The 13,311-nt window shown below is 40.3% G+C and carries 15 protein-coding genes and 1 tRNA gene; 3 read left to right on the forward strand and 13 right to left on the reverse strand.

Annotation, left to right across the window (positions count from 1 at the left end; all coding sequences use genetic code 11):
* The first annotated feature begins 137 nt into the window (after nt 1-137).
* Nucleotides 138-1,364, forward strand: coding sequence for a pyridoxal phosphate-dependent aminotransferase (locus MF4640_RS05980; RefSeq protein ID WP_078389003.1), 1,227 nt, complete (start codon nt 138-140; stop codon nt 1,362-1,364).
* Between the two features lie 103 nt (nt 1,365-1,467).
* Here MF4640_RS05980 and MF4640_RS05985 read toward each other — a convergent pair whose 3' ends face one another.
* Both MF4640_RS05985 and MF4640_RS05990 read right to left on the reverse strand, forming a co-directional pair.
* Entirely contained in the window at nt 1,468-2,337 is an 870-nt protein-coding gene (locus MF4640_RS05985; RefSeq protein ID WP_078389004.1) for a DMT family transporter, read from the reverse strand.
* Nucleotides 2,338-2,468: 131 nt separating this feature from the next.
* Nucleotides 2,469-2,888: a GFA family protein gene (locus MF4640_RS05990; protein ID WP_078389014.1), complete on the reverse strand. Its 420-nt coding sequence runs from the start codon at nt 2,886-2,888 to the stop codon at nt 2,469-2,471.
* Between the two features lie 341 nt (nt 2,889-3,229).
* Here MF4640_RS05990 and MF4640_RS05995 point away from each other — a divergent pair, with 341 nt between their 5' ends.
* A complete protein-coding gene (locus MF4640_RS05995; RefSeq protein WP_078389005.1) occupies nt 3,230-3,664 on the forward strand; it encodes a PaaI family thioesterase in 435 nt (144 codons plus the stop codon).
* A gap of 69 nt (nt 3,665-3,733) precedes the next feature.
* Here MF4640_RS05995 and MF4640_RS06000 read toward each other — a convergent pair whose 3' ends face one another.
* Nucleotides 3,734-4,192, reverse strand: coding sequence for a hypothetical protein (locus MF4640_RS06000; protein ID WP_078389006.1), 459 nt, complete (start codon nt 4,190-4,192; stop codon nt 3,734-3,736).
* Between the two features lie 251 nt (nt 4,193-4,443).
* Here MF4640_RS06000 and MF4640_RS06005 point away from each other — a divergent pair.
* Nucleotides 4,444-4,519, forward strand: a tRNA-Asn gene (locus MF4640_RS06005).
* Nucleotides 4,520-5,331: 812 nt separating this feature from the next.
* Here the strand turns inward: MF4640_RS06005 and MF4640_RS06010 are convergent.
* From MF4640_RS06010 to MF4640_RS06055, 10 genes are all read right to left on the reverse strand, one after another.
* Nucleotides 5,332-5,985, reverse strand: a complete 654-nt coding sequence (locus tag MF4640_RS06010) for a tRNA-(ms[2]io[6]A)-hydroxylase (protein WP_078389007.1) — start codon at nt 5,983-5,985, stop codon at nt 5,332-5,334.
* Between the two features lie 24 nt (nt 5,986-6,009).
* Nucleotides 6,010-6,735 carry a pyridoxine 5'-phosphate synthase gene (pdxJ, locus tag MF4640_RS06015; protein ID WP_078389008.1) on the reverse strand — a complete coding sequence of 242 codons (726 nt, stop codon included), beginning with the start codon at nt 6,733-6,735 and terminating at the stop codon, nt 6,010-6,012.
* 13 nt (nt 6,736-6,748) lie between these two features.
* Nucleotides 6,749-7,459 carry a DNA repair protein RecO gene (gene recO / locus MF4640_RS06020; protein ID WP_004980401.1) on the reverse strand — a complete coding sequence of 237 codons (711 nt, stop codon included), beginning with the start codon at nt 7,457-7,459 and terminating at the stop codon, nt 6,749-6,751.
* Between the two features lie 10 nt (nt 7,460-7,469).
* Nucleotides 7,470-7,667, reverse strand: coding sequence for an NF038104 family lipoprotein (locus MF4640_RS06025; RefSeq protein WP_004693662.1), 198 nt, complete (start codon nt 7,665-7,667; stop codon nt 7,470-7,472).
* Nucleotides 7,668-7,702: 35 nt separating this feature from the next.
* On the reverse strand, nt 7,703-8,731 hold the full coding sequence (gene era, locus MF4640_RS06030; RefSeq protein ID WP_004693663.1) for a GTPase Era: 1,029 nt from the start codon (nt 8,729-8,731) through the stop codon (nt 7,703-7,705).
* Between the two features lie 6 nt (nt 8,732-8,737).
* On the reverse strand, nt 8,738-9,430 hold the full coding sequence (gene rnc, locus MF4640_RS06035) for a ribonuclease III (protein ID WP_004980405.1): 693 nt from the start codon (nt 9,428-9,430) through the stop codon (nt 8,738-8,740).
* Complete coding sequence (locus MF4640_RS06040) at nt 9,402-9,776, reverse strand: DUF4845 domain-containing protein (protein WP_004693667.1); 375 nt, start codon at nt 9,774-9,776, stop codon at nt 9,402-9,404. The genes rnc and MF4640_RS06040 overlap by 29 nt, the downstream gene beginning before the upstream one ends.
* A 21-nt stretch (nt 9,777-9,797) precedes the next feature.
* Nucleotides 9,798-10,625 carry a signal peptidase I gene (gene lepB / locus MF4640_RS06045; RefSeq protein WP_010326441.1) on the reverse strand — a complete coding sequence of 276 codons (828 nt, stop codon included), beginning with the start codon at nt 10,623-10,625 and terminating at the stop codon, nt 9,798-9,800.
* 20 nt (nt 10,626-10,645) lie between these two features.
* Nucleotides 10,646-12,463 carry a translation elongation factor 4 gene (gene lepA / locus MF4640_RS06050; protein WP_005399692.1) on the reverse strand — a complete coding sequence of 606 codons (1,818 nt, stop codon included), beginning with the start codon at nt 12,461-12,463 and terminating at the stop codon, nt 10,646-10,648.
* A 145-nt stretch (nt 12,464-12,608) separates the two neighbouring features.
* Nucleotides 12,609-13,085, reverse strand: a complete 477-nt coding sequence (locus MF4640_RS06055) for an acyl-CoA thioesterase (protein ID WP_078389009.1) — start codon at nt 13,083-13,085, stop codon at nt 12,609-12,611.
* Between the last annotated feature and the right edge of the window lie 226 nt (nt 13,086-13,311).

Genomic DNA, 13,311 nt, shown 5'->3' on the forward strand with positions numbered 1-13,311 from the left:
TTGAAATCATCACTTCAAAATTGAATTTTTTTTATGTTTTTTGCAGAAAATCTGTGTTTTTAAACGCCTTGCTTGAGTTTTTTAAGCTAAGATAGTGTGCTTTTTATTTTTTAAACCCTATAAGAAGGAATACTGCCGTGGACGTACGTCTCTCTGATCGTGTGAATGCCATCAAACCGTCCCCAACTCTTGCTGTTACCAACAAAGCTGCTGAATTAAAAGCGGCTGGCAAGAACGTTATTGGCTTGGGCGCAGGTGAACCTGACTTCGACACCCCACAACACATCAAAGATGCAGCAATTGCAGCGATTAACAACGGTTTCACAAAGTACACCGCTGTAGATGGTACGCCTGGCCTTAAAAAAGCGATTATTGCAAAATTCAAGCGTGACAATAACCTTGATTATGCTGCAAACCAAATTTTGGTTTCTTGTGGCGGCAAGCAGTCATTCTTTAACTTAGCATTAGCTTTGTTAAACAAAGGTGATGAAGTAATCATCCCTGCACCATTTTGGGTAAGCTACCCAGATATGGTGATTATCGCTGAAGGTGTTCCTGTTATTGTAAAATGTGGTGAAGAACAACGTTTCAAAATCACACCTGCTCAACTTGAAGCTGCGATCACAGACAAAACTCGTTTAGTGGTTTTAAACAGCCCATCAAACCCAACAGGTATGATCTACACTAAAGCTGAATTAGAAGCTTTGGCTGACGTTCTTCGTAAATACCCTGAAGTTTACATCGCTTCTGATGATATGTACGAACCAATCCGTTGGGATGACGAATTCTACAATATCGCAACAGTTGCACCAGACCTTTATGACCGCACAATCGTGTTAAACGGTGTGTCTAAAGCGTATGCAATGACTGGCTGGCGTATTGGCTATGCAGCGGGCCCTGCTAAGCTTATTGGCGCAATGAAAAAAATCCAATCTCAATCAACTTCAAACCCAACGTCTATTTCACAAGTTGCTGCTGAAACTGCGTTGAATGGTCCCCAAGACGTTCTTGAGCCTATGATTGAAGCATTCAAACGCCGTCATGACTTAGTTGTTAGCGGTTTGAACGACATCAACGGTATTTCTTGCTTACCTGCTGATGGTGCATTCTATGCATATGCAAACATCCGTCCATTGATTCGTGCGAAAGGCTTAAAATCTTGCACAGAATTCTCTGAATGGTTATTGGAAGAAACTGGCGTTGCCGTAGTTCCTGGTGATGCATTCGGCTTAGGCGGTTTCATGCGTATTTCTTATGCAACTGCAGACGAAGTACTTGTGGATGCGCTTGCACGTATCAAGAAAGCGGCTGATTCAATCGAAGGCGTAGATGCTGCGATTGCTTCAATTGCTGCTGAAAAATAATTTAACCCTTTAAAGTTAGATTAGAGGAACCCGCGAACTTCGCGGGTTTTTTTATTTTTAATCAAAATCTGAAAAATTTGCTCTTAAGCCCGTTCAAATAATTTTAGAGCCGTGTAGTACCAGCAGAATCTATGGTATCTACGTCTTTATTGCGAGATGATGCCGAGATCACCAAGGCAATGCCTGCCAGAACAATCGTCGCGGAAATGATGATTCGGAAGCTCAATGCTTCACCAATAAACAATGCGCCACCCAGAATCGCCAAACATGGCACGGACAATTGCACGCTACTGGCCGTGACCCGATCAATTTTCTTCACTATGGCATACCAAAGTACATATGCCCCACTCGATGCCAAACCACCAGATAAGAGCGCCAACAGCATACCTTTTAGGTTAATAAAACTCTGTGTGTAAAAAAATAAATAAACCAAGACAACAAAAGGAATCGCCACTACAAAATTTGCCAAGCTACTGGCCAGTGGGTTATGCATCTTTTTACCTGCAATGCTATACATCGCCCAACCTATGCCTGAAAGTACCATCAATGCAGCATAGCCTAAAGGAGGTGCCGAGGCCCCTGGTAGCAATAAAATCAAAAGACCTAAAATAGCGATCACCAACCCCAACCCGCGTCGCAAATTGATTTTTTCACCATGACACAGGCCATAACCGACCATACTTAATTGAACTGTCCCAAATAGGAGTAATGCACCAACGCCCGCATCGATATGCAAATAGGCCAGTGAAAAAGCCACAATATATAAGGCAAGAAAAAACCCGTTTTTTATACTCCACTCTATTTTGGCCTTATGAGTAGTGAGCACATAAAGTAGAAATAACACCATTGCACCGCTACAGACCCGAAGCAAGCTAAAACTCATCGGATCAATCTGCTGCTCAGCCAACGCTAAACGACATAGCACCGAATTGGCTGCAAAGGCCAACATTGCAATGGAAATTTTAAGCAGCATGTTTGAGCGTCCTTATTCAACAGCTTGCTTTAGATATATCGAATATATCTTATTAAATCTAGAGAGTTTTTCTCATGAAATTTATCAGAAATATCAATGTGTAACTCAGATGATTCAACCTGAATACCTTATTATTTAGCATCATCTGGTGAAAATAAAGCAATTACATCCGCTTCAGTGAGCTGCTCTGTAGAATACTTAAATTGGTAAAAATCAGGCTTATTATCAATATATATTTCTGTTGTAAGCTTTAAATCTTTTGGCTGTTCTTCCATCGCAAATACATTGATATTGCAATAGCTGCCGTCCTGAGTTCGCCAAAAAAGTGACGTGCCACATTCGCTACAAAAACCACGCTCCCCCCAATCCGACGACTTGAATAATTTTAAATATTCTTGATTGTCAAACTTTAAACTACTGGGTTCGAAATCAATACTCATGAGTACCCCGCTCGACTGCTGGCGGCACATAGAACAATGACAAGCATGCACATCATGATTTTTGAGTGCGGCTTGGAACTTAGTTTTACCGCATAAACAGGACACGTTCATTGTGAGTTCCTTCTTCATGTGAAGACTGTGTAAAATTACTAAAACCTTGTTTATCTTATATATAAATAAAAAACAAAAGAGTGTATAAATTTTGTGCACCATTTTAAAACAATGCTCACGTTTAGGCTGCTCCGTTCTATCAACACTCAAATTATCAAAATGAATAATCCTAAATCTTTTCCCTACAATATGTTCACAGCATGAGCTCAATCCGTGATTACGATTTCGTTGATTTTGTACTGATCAATCCAATGCTCAATATTGACGAAAAGACTGAATTTTGTTTAATTGGATAACAAGTTCCAAAAAGGAACTCATAGATAAATATAGGAATGAACAAGATGAATCCCAAAGAAATGACAGGACTACAACTCTTAGAAGCCATGTGTACAGGAAAAATTCCACCTGTAAGTATCAGTGAAACCATTCCCATGCAGCCTTTTGAAGTTTCTGAAGGGAAAATTAGCTTTAAAGCAAAAGCAGATCATCGCCATTTAAACCCGCTTGGTGGCATGCATGGTGGCTTTGCAGCAACAGTACTCGACTCAGTGACGGGTTGTGCCGTACATACTATGCTTGAAGCTGGTGTTGGCTATGGCACCATTGATCTGAATATTAAAATGTGCCGACCGATTCCAAGAGACAAAGAACTACTTGCCATCGGCAGCGTGATCAACATCAGTAAGAACTTAGGTATTTCTGAAGGTGAAATTGTAGATAAAGACGGTAAACTCTACGCCCATGCCACAGCCACCTGTATGATTATTCGTTCCTAAAAACGAAAGGCACTGATAAATTTCAGTGCCTTTTTTACGCCAAAGTAAACTTTACTTCAGCATGACAGATCAAATTGCGGTTTTAAACGTCTTCAGCGTCTGCAATTTTGAGGCATCAGGACGCTCAACCCCTTTATAAATACAATAGTATTTAAACGCACTGTCTAAACTTACGTCTAAACTTTTACCTTCAGCAGCAGACCAGACTTTTGAATGATTACTTCCCGATAAAGCACTACCTGACAACTGATACAAATACAGATCATGTTCTCGCTGCACAGTCTTTTTAAGAATACTCGTTGACTGTTCGGAAAGGAGCTGACAAGGACTGTTGACCAGCCAACGCTCACTAAACCAAAGTTGTAATAAATCACCCAAATACAAGTCTGTATAACCGACTGGCCAAACATCAATATAGGCTGACTCTACAGGGGTATAGTATTGTTCAGGGTTTGAAATAATAGGAAGATACTGATCTTGATAATCAGCTAGGTTTGCAAAAATATCGGAAATGGTAAGCGTATTCATTCGCTTTCTCCTGTTTAGCCATTTTAGTGCTGGCAAGTTGGTTATAAATCCACACTGTTTAAGCTTTCACTTAAACGCTCTGTTGTTAAAATCAGACTATCAACGACTTTTCAACTTTGCAAGCACTTCAATACGATTTTTTTTGAAAATGATTTTTTTGTTCAAATAAAAAGCATCCAATATAAAAATGACAGCAACATGACATTTTAGACTTGACCCACTATGAAATGTCCTTATAATCGCATGCAGATTCTCCAATAGCTCAGTCGGTAGAGCGACGGACTGTTAATCCGCAGGTCCCTGGTTCGAGCCCAGGTTGGAGAGCCAAATTCAAGAAAGCCCACACAATATGTCGTGGGCTTTCTTATTTTCTAGGTCTTAAAAGTTTCGCTGCTTAAGATGTAAATCTTCCAGCTAAACCCAACAGAAAGCCAGAACTAAACCATTTTCGAAAAATAACTTATCTTAAAAACACTAAAAAATGATTCACAAGAAAAATCATGAGTACATTTAAAACACATATGGATGTTCGTTCAGATCACTTCGCGATCACAGCAACTGAATTAAAAAAATGGGACGGATAAATTATTGGTGAACTATTAGCCCAACATCTTGCCGAACAATTCAATCAACAACTCGCAATCGCTGCAATTCACAATGAAGATTGAGGATACTTACTTAGTTTTAGTCATCCCACTTTATTAGATATAATCGTTACGATAAAAATGACAACTTATTTTTAATTTTTATTCACCCACCACAGCCAATCATTAAAAAATATTTTTTAAGAAAATAGATCTTTCAACCCAATTAAGTCATGTCTCTGAGACTTTGCAAAATACTCTTTCTGATGCAACACTTTTTCATGAGGTGCAATGGTGAAACCTAGAAGATATGAAAAAAGTACAATAAATCTTCGTCAAAATCCCTAAGCATCCCTACTCAAACAACTCATTCCGCTGATTCATATTTCGCGATTTTATTGAAAGAAATTACAGCTCTCAATACATCATATCTACCCTTTTTTAATAAAAAGCCCAATCGATAAAATTGGGCTTTTTAATGAGTCAAGGCTATCTACACTGAGAATCTGTAAATTTTGAACAGTTTACAAACTGTAGCATTCACCCGCTTTATTCCTAAGCCGCTTCCACAGGCACGCCACTATGGAAACGGAACACATCATCAGGTGTACTAATTAGCTCTTTTTCGACATTACGGATATGATCAATACGGGCTTGAATATCTTCTTTCGGATTTTTCAATTTCCCCGTTTGCGCAACCTCTAAAGCTAAAGCCAAGTAGTCTTCAAAATGGCGTGATTCAGACTTCAGCAAGTAGCGATAGTAACGACCTAATTCTTCATCTACCAAAGGTGCTAACGCGTAGAAACGCTCACATGAACGTGCTTCTACAAAAGCACCAATGATTAAAATATCAATTAAAGCCTCGGGTTCATAAGTCCGCACTTCTTTACGTAAACCACCTGCATAGCGCCCAGCACTCAGATTGCTCCACTCTAGCCCGCGCTTTTTCATAAATTCAAGCACTTGCTCATAATGCAGCATTTCTTCACGAACCAGTTGTGCAAGCTTGACCTGCAAATCGGTAAAAAAACTATAGCGAAACATCAGGTTCATCGCTGTACCTGCAGCTTTCTTCTCACAATTCGCATGGTCTTGCATCAGCACATCAAGATTAGTCAGTGCTTCAGCCAACCAAGCTTTTGGTGTTTCACAGCCCAAGAAGTCCATGACGGGCTTCATGAGTTCATCATAATTGATATTCGACATATTCAAATCTTAAAAACTTTAAAATTAACGTGCAGCTTTAATCACTGCTTTCATTTCACGTACAGCTTGTTCCAAGCCCACAAAAATAGCATCCGCAATTAGGGAATGGCCGATGTTTAATTCGTGAATCTGTGGAATTTGTGCAATTGGGGTCACATTTTCAAGGTTGAGCCCATGCCCAGCATTCACCACTAAACCTTTCGATGCTGCATATTCGACACCTTTGACAATACGCTCAAGCTCATGTTGCTGAGCTTCAGGTGTTTCTGCATCAGCATAAGCGCCTGTATGAATTTCAATGGTTGGTGCACCACAAGCAACCGCTGCATCAATTTGTGCAAAGTCAGCATCAATAAACAAGGACACATCACAGCCAATCTCAGACAAGGCTTGAGTTGCCGCTTTGACATCGTCAAAATGTCCAACCACATCTAAACCACCTTCAGTCGTCACTTCTTGGCGCTTTTCAGGAACGAAACACACATGATGCGGTTTAATTTCTTTGGCAAATGCAATCATTTCATCTGTAACTGCAAGTTCCAAATTCATACGTGTTTTTAGTGCTGGACGCATACGACGTACATCATCGTCCTGAATATGACGACGGTCTTCACGTAAATGCAAAGTGATACCTTCTGCACCGGCTTGCTCACAGATTAGTGCTGCATTGACTGGATCAGGATAAGACGTTCCACGCGCTTGTCGTAAAGTTGCCACGTGGTCAATATTTACACCAAGTAATGCAGCCATATTCATTTCCTAATTACGATTGAGTTTGAGTGTTCTGAATCCACAACTGACGACTTTTTAAGGGGCGATCGCCCAACAATGAACTGATCATTTGTCGATACAACTTGGTCAGTAATTGTAACTGTTCCAAACCAAAATCCCTACCCTTTTCATATTGGCACATGCTTAAAATTTGCTGTCCATTTAAGGTCGCTCGCGAGGCTTGTGCAGTAGGAATAAAGCCTTCATTCAGCTGGAATATATAGTTGAGTGATGCTTGAATTTCGAGTTGATTGGCATCAGTTGAAAAATCTAAGGCATAGCCCAAATCTTCCAGCAGTTCGTGCTCAAACTGCCTTAGAATTTGTTTTAAAAATTGATTAGGATCGGCTTGCTGCGCTAGTTGTTGTAATTGCGTTAGCGTATGCGCATATTGAGCAAAACTTTGCTCCATTTGTACTTCGAGCGGACACAGCCTGAGTAGGATCTCATTGAGATAAAAACCTGAAAAAAAAGCATCCCCGAAGAAAAAAATCGGCTGATTGACAATTTCAAGTTTTGTAAAATTTTTGAGTTCAGATTTACCCGAAGCTTGTAAACAAATCGGCTGATATTGTGGCGGCGGGGTTTGTCTTAGAATGCCATCAACTCGCCCATGCTCTTGGGTAAATAAATGCACAATATGACTACGTTCACGGTATTTTCTGTGGTGAATTAAATAACCATGCAGTACTTCATTGCGCATGAGGAATTAACTAATCTTTTTTATCTTTATCATTCTGTTCACTGTCTTCATCATCCCCATCTGGGATAACAGCACCAACCACCGCTGCGGTTCCTTTCACCACGCCTTTTGTGGTTTTATACGCAATCTTTACAGGAACGGTGACGATCTTGTGTATACAACCTTGCAAAAACAACATACAAGCCATTACTGCGAACACTTTGACCATAACACCATCCCTATAAAAATTTGTTTTCTTAAAACTTAGATATCGCTATAACCTAAGCTTTTCAATGCACGTTCATCATCAGACCAACCGCCTTTCACTTTAACCCAAAGGGTCAGCATGATCTTTTGTTCAAACATTTTTTCCATATCGATACGGGCATCCATACCGATTTTCTTAAGCTTAGCGCCTTTTTCACCAATCACAATCGCTTTTTGGCCTGGACGGTCTACAAAAATCGTTGCATCAATATACGTACACGCTGGTTTTGGACGACCTGTTTTTTCATTTACCGTTGCTTCTTCAGTCTTAAACGACTCAATTTGCACGGTTAAATCATAAGGTAGCTCCTCACCTAACTGACGCATAATCTTTTCACGGATAATTTCTGATGCCAAGAAACGTTCAGAACGATCTGTCAGTTGATCCAATGAATACATCGGTGGCTGGAAAGGTAAATATTTTTCAATGGTATCGCGCAGATGGTCTAAGTTTGCACCACGTAGTGCAGAAACAGGAACAATCTCAGCAAAATTCATTAATTTTGCACGTTCTTGAATCAAGGGTAATGCATGGTTTTTATTTTCAAGTGTATCAATTTTATTGATCACCAGAATCACCGGCATCTCAGCATTTTTGAGTTTTTCCAAAACGAGCTCATCGTTTTGAGTCCACTTGTCTGCATCCAGAACAAACAATACCAAGTTGACATCACGCAATGCAGAAGACGCAGCACGGTTCATCATTTTGTTGATGGCGCGTACTTCTTTTTTATGCATCCCTGGTGTATCAACAAAGACCGCTTGAGATTTTGCACGTGAATCAATCCCCACAATTTTATGACGTGTGGTTTGTGGTTTACGTGAAGTAATCGATAATTTTTGACCCAATAAATGGTTCATCAACGTAGACTTGCCTACGTTTGGACGACCGACAATTGCCACAAAGCCGCTACGAAAATCCGTTGGGATTTCTGTGCCTTGTTCGCTAAAAAACTGGCTAATTAAATCATTGCTGTCGCTTTGCGACTCGTGATCAGCATCGATGTGATCGGAAGAATTTGACATGGCAGATTACTGCTCCAAAAGTTTTAAAATATCCGCCGCCGCAGCTTGTTCAGCAAAACGGCGACTGGTGCCCTCACCATTTACAACAGACAATCCATCCACTTTACATTCCACTCTGAAATGCTGATTGGGTGCATCACCCTGAATATCGACCACATCATAAACTGGGAGAGCTTTTTTTCGTGCTTGAAGATATTCTTGTAAACGAGATTTAGGATCTTTAAGTTGATCGGTTGGCTCGATATGGTCTAAATATGGCTCGTACCATTTTAACACAATCGACTCCAACACCGTTAAATCACTACAATCCACATAGATTGCACCAATAATCGATTCAACCGTATCCGCAAGGATGGACTCGCGATGATGTCCACCTGATTTTAACTCACCTGTACTTAAAATTAATGACTGGCTCAGTTTTAAATCATTTGCAATTTTACCTAAAGCTTCCTGACGAACCAAGGTTGCACGCATACGCGTCAAACGACCTTCGTTTTCAGTTGGATAAGCCTTATAGAGATAATTTGCAATAATCATCCCTAACAAAGAATCGCCTAGAAACTCTAGGCGCTCATAGTTGTATTTGTGGCTCACCGATCGGTGGGTCAGTGCAAGCTGAAGTAATTCAGGTTGTTTAAACTGATAACCGATACGGCTCGCTAAGCGGGCTTCACTTAGCTTGGACTGAGCTTTGATCAAAACTTTTCTCGAACTTTAATACTAAATCTATATTCAGTAAGAAGGGTTTTCTTACCTCATACTCCTTTTTCACCTGCAACCCTTCGGTATTGGTGACTTGCATAATTTCTTTAATCTTCACATCACGAATGCCATTCATATCCAAACGCTTTGAAAGCTGACTCTCAAACTCCGCGGGCTGAATATTTTTCGGGCTACTTTGAAATACTTCCTCAATTTGGCTATTGATCATCCGATCATCAAAATAGGGAGCCCAAACTGCAATTGCCACTTTCGCCATAAATGCAAACCCCATGATTGCAAATAAAATGGCGATATAAGATGCCCCTTGTTGATTCTTGCGCATTTTTTATTTTCCGAATCGATATTAGTCAATGCTACCGTTACGGTTAAATGACGGCAACTTAAAGCCAGGTTCTTTATGCATCCAAATATAAAATGCACGACCTGTTAGGTTCTGTTCAGGAACCATTCCCCAGAAACGACTGTCAGCACTTTGGTCGCGATTATCCCCCATCGCAAAGTACTCACCTTCTTTTACTTTCACTTCCCAATATAAACCATTTTCAGCAGAGTATTTACCATTTTCTACAAAGTTAATATACGGTGCTTGGCGTGCCACATTAACACCTTCTAACTCACGCATGGTAAAGGTATGCTTGCCAATGGTTTCTTTATGATATATCGAAGTAGGCGTGTCTAAACGGTCTTTTTCACGGCTAAATTCAACAGGCACTTTAGCAATTTTTTGACCATTAATGGTTAATTGCCCATGATCAAAAACAATGTGATCACCCGGAATACCAACCACACGTTTGATATAGCTGATCGTCGGTTGCGGTGGATAACGGAAGACAATCACATCGCCACGCTCAGGCTCACCTACATCAATCACTTTTTTATTCACGATCGGCAGGCGTACACCATAGTCAAACTTGTTGACCAAGATGAAGTCACCTGTTTCTAAAGTCGGGACCATCGAGTCGGAAGGAATATTAAAAGGTTCATAAAAGAATGAACGTAGACATAGGACAATCGCAAGGACTGGCCAGAAATCATAAGCCCACGTAATGACAAAATTTTCATTTCCCTTGCCTTTCGTCGCTCGTTGTTTAAATACAAACTTATCGAGCAACCACACCAAAAAGAAAATTAGTGTGACAGGAACAAGTATCAAATTAAAATCAAAATCCATGGGCTTATATTCCTACCTTTTTATCTTTCTACTTTCAACACAGCCAAGAACGCTTCTTGTGGGATTTCTACACTTCCCACTTGCTTCATGCGTTTCTTACCTTCTTTTTGCTTCGATAGCAGTTTCTTCTTACGAGAAACATCACCACCATAACATTTCGCCAATACGTTTTTACGCATTGCCTTTACGGTTGAACGAGCAATAATTTGTGCGCCTATGGCCGCTTGAATTGCCACATCAAACATTTGACGTGGAATCAAATCTTTCATTTTTTCAACCAATGCAATACCACGGTGACGCGCATCTTGACGGTGACAAATCATTGCCAAGGCGTCCACTTTATCGCCATTGATTAGAACATCGACTTTTACCAATGATGAACTTTCAAAGCGTACAAAGTTATAATCGAGCGACGCAAAACCACGTGAACACGACTTCAATTTATCAAAGAAGTCCATCACCACTTCCGCCATTGGAATTTCAAAAGTGATCGAAACTTGGTTCGCCATAAACTTCATGTCTTTTTGAACACCACGGCGTTCCACACATAAAGTCATCACATTACCCAAATACTCTTGTGGTACAAGGATATGGCACTCAGCAATCGGCTCACGTAAGTCTTCGACCGTTGAACCATCTGGCATTTTAGATGGGCTATCGATATAAATCGTTTCACCATTCTTCATCACCGCTTCATAAATCACTGTCGGTGCAGATGAAATGAGGTCTAAATCATACTCACGCTCTAAACGCTCTTGTACGATTTCCATGTGTAGCATGCCTAAGAAGCCACAACGGAAACCAAAACCTAAAGCATCTGAGCTTTCAGGTTCAAAGAATAACGCCGAGTCATTGATCTGAAGTTTATGCAAAGCTTCACGGAACGGTTCAAATTCACTTGAATCAATTGGGAACAAACCTGCATACACCTGCGGCTTCACTTTTTTAAAGCCTGGTAAGGTTTTGACTTCTGGTGTGTTAGCAAGGGTAATCGTATCACCCACTGGCGCACCAAAAATGTCTTTAATCCCTGCAATTACGAAACCAACTTCACCCGCTTCAAGGATGTCTGTCTCAGTATGCTTAGGATTGAAAATACCCACAGAAGTAATGATGTGCGTTTGGCCTGTTGATTTCATCAACATCTTGTCGCCCTTACGCACACGACCTTCTTTCACACGTACCAAAGAAACAACGCCTAAGTAGTTATCAAACCAAGAGTCGATAATTAAAGCTTGTAATGGCGCGTTACGATCACCAGTAGGTGCAGGAATGACATTAACAAGGGTTTCTAAAACGCTATCAATCCCAAGACCTGTTTTTGCCGAACAGGTTGGTGCTTCAGTCGCTTCAATACCAATAATGTCTTCAATTTCTTGAATCACACGTTCAGGTTCAGCCTGTGGTAAATCAATTTTGTTGAGCACTGGTAGAACTTCGAGACCTTGCTCAATTGCGGTATAACAGTTCGCAACCGACTGTGCTTCCACGCCTTGCGCCGCATCTACAACCAACAATGCACCTTCACAAGCCGCCAATGAACGTGACACTTCATATGAAAAATCGACATGCCCCGGTGTATCAATAAAGTTCAATTGATACTCTTGACCATTTGGATGGGTGTAATACAAAGTAACCGACGCAGCTTTAATGGTAATACCACGCTCACGTTCAAGTTCCATGGAGTCAAGTACTTGTGCTTGCATTTCACGATCTTGCAAACCACCACAGGTTTGAATAAAGCGGTCAGCGAGCGTTGACTTCCCGTGGTCAATGTGAGCAATAATACTGAAATTACGGATATTTTTAATATCAACAGATTTTTTAGCTTGCGCCATGGGCTACCTTGAACAAAATGAAGCGTTATGCAGACAAATTTCGATGCACAACAAAAGCCGAATAGAAATTGCGAAGGATTATAACAGATGGTTTTTTTAAAGTATCCATATTAATACGCTTCCTTTTCACAACTCTGACGCTTTTTTACGTGTTTTCGCTTTTCACTGGGCTTTTTGAATAATCCATTGAAAAATCTAAGGCATTCACATCTTTTGCAAGCGGTTGGTAAGCTTGAGTAAAACTAGGTGACATACGTTTTGCACGGCCGGTTTCAATCTCTACGCAAGCCCACTTAGTTTGAGCAACAAATAAAATGCTATTGTCTTTGGGTCTATAAAACACATATTGGCGCGATGAATATAATGCGTTTATATCGTCAAACCATGTGCGTAAGAGTATTTCATCCTCTTTAAATGCAGCTTTTCGGTACTGTACATGATGCTCAACCGCAACCATGGCATGTTTTAACTCGATATATTCTTTTAAGCCTAAACCCAGTGCATCAATATGTGCTGTTGCAACATCCTGCATCCAATGCATATAAACCACGTTATTCACATGGCCTAACTGGTCGATATGTTCTGCTTGTACCTGAAGTCTTAAGTCAAAAATACTACTCATAAACACTCTATTTAATCTAAATATCCTTATGAAGATGGCAGTGTACGCAAATAACAGACATCATCAAATTGCAAAAAATAAAAAACCACTCCGAAGAGTTAATGCTGATCAGTTAAGACAAAATAGCTGAAATGCGGTAAAAATGAGCGTATCCAGATACGCTCATTTTTTTATGACTTTTTCTCAGAATTTAAGTTCAGCATTTCAGCAGACAGCTCCTTCACTT

The sequence above is a fragment of the Acinetobacter sp. MF4640 genome (genome assembly GCF_002018895.1).
GTDB lineage: Bacteria > Pseudomonadota > Gammaproteobacteria > Pseudomonadales > Moraxellaceae > Acinetobacter > Acinetobacter johnsonii.

What these genes read in the sequence shown, in the direction of transcription:
- MF4640_RS05985 (WP_078389004.1), bottom strand. Translation starts at nt 2,337, where the DNA reads ATGCTGCTTAAAATTTCCATTGCAATGTTGGCCTTTGCAGCCAATTCG.
- MF4640_RS05990 (WP_078389014.1), bottom strand. Translation starts at nt 2,888, where the DNA reads ATGAACGTGTCCTGTTTATGCGGTAAAACTAAGTTCCAAGCCGCACTC.
- MF4640_RS05995 (WP_078389005.1), top strand. Translation starts at nt 3,230, where the DNA reads ATGAATCCCAAAGAAATGACAGGACTACAACTCTTAGAAGCCATGTGT.
- MF4640_RS06000 (WP_078389006.1), bottom strand. Translation starts at nt 4,192, where the DNA reads ATGAATACGCTTACCATTTCCGATATTTTTGCAAACCTAGCTGATTAT.
- MF4640_RS06010 (WP_078389007.1), bottom strand. Translation starts at nt 5,985, where the DNA reads ATGTCGAATATCAATTATGATGAACTCATGAAGCCCGTCATGGACTTC.
- pdxJ (WP_078389008.1), bottom strand. Translation starts at nt 6,735, where the DNA reads ATGGCTGCATTACTTGGTGTAAATATTGACCACGTGGCAACTTTACGA.
- recO (WP_004980401.1), bottom strand. Translation starts at nt 7,459, where the DNA reads ATGCGCAATGAAGTACTGCATGGTTATTTAATTCACCACAGAAAATAC.
- MF4640_RS06025 (WP_004693662.1), bottom strand. Translation starts at nt 7,667, where the DNA reads ATGGTCAAAGTGTTCGCAGTAATGGCTTGTATGTTGTTTTTGCAAGGT.
- era (WP_004693663.1), bottom strand. Translation starts at nt 8,731, where the DNA reads ATGTCAAATTCTTCCGATCACATCGATGCTGATCACGAGTCGCAAAGC.
- MF4640_RS06040 (WP_004693667.1), bottom strand. Translation starts at nt 9,776, where the DNA reads ATGCGCAAGAATCAACAAGGGGCATCTTATATCGCCATTTTATTTGCA.
- lepB (WP_010326441.1), bottom strand. Translation starts at nt 10,625, where the DNA reads ATGGATTTTGATTTTAATTTGATACTTGTTCCTGTCACACTAATTTTC.
- lepA (WP_005399692.1), bottom strand. Translation starts at nt 12,463, where the DNA reads ATGGCGCAAGCTAAAAAATCTGTTGATATTAAAAATATCCGTAATTTC.
- MF4640_RS06055 (WP_078389009.1), bottom strand. Translation starts at nt 13,085, where the DNA reads ATGAGTAGTATTTTTGACTTAAGACTTCAGGTACAAGCAGAACATATC.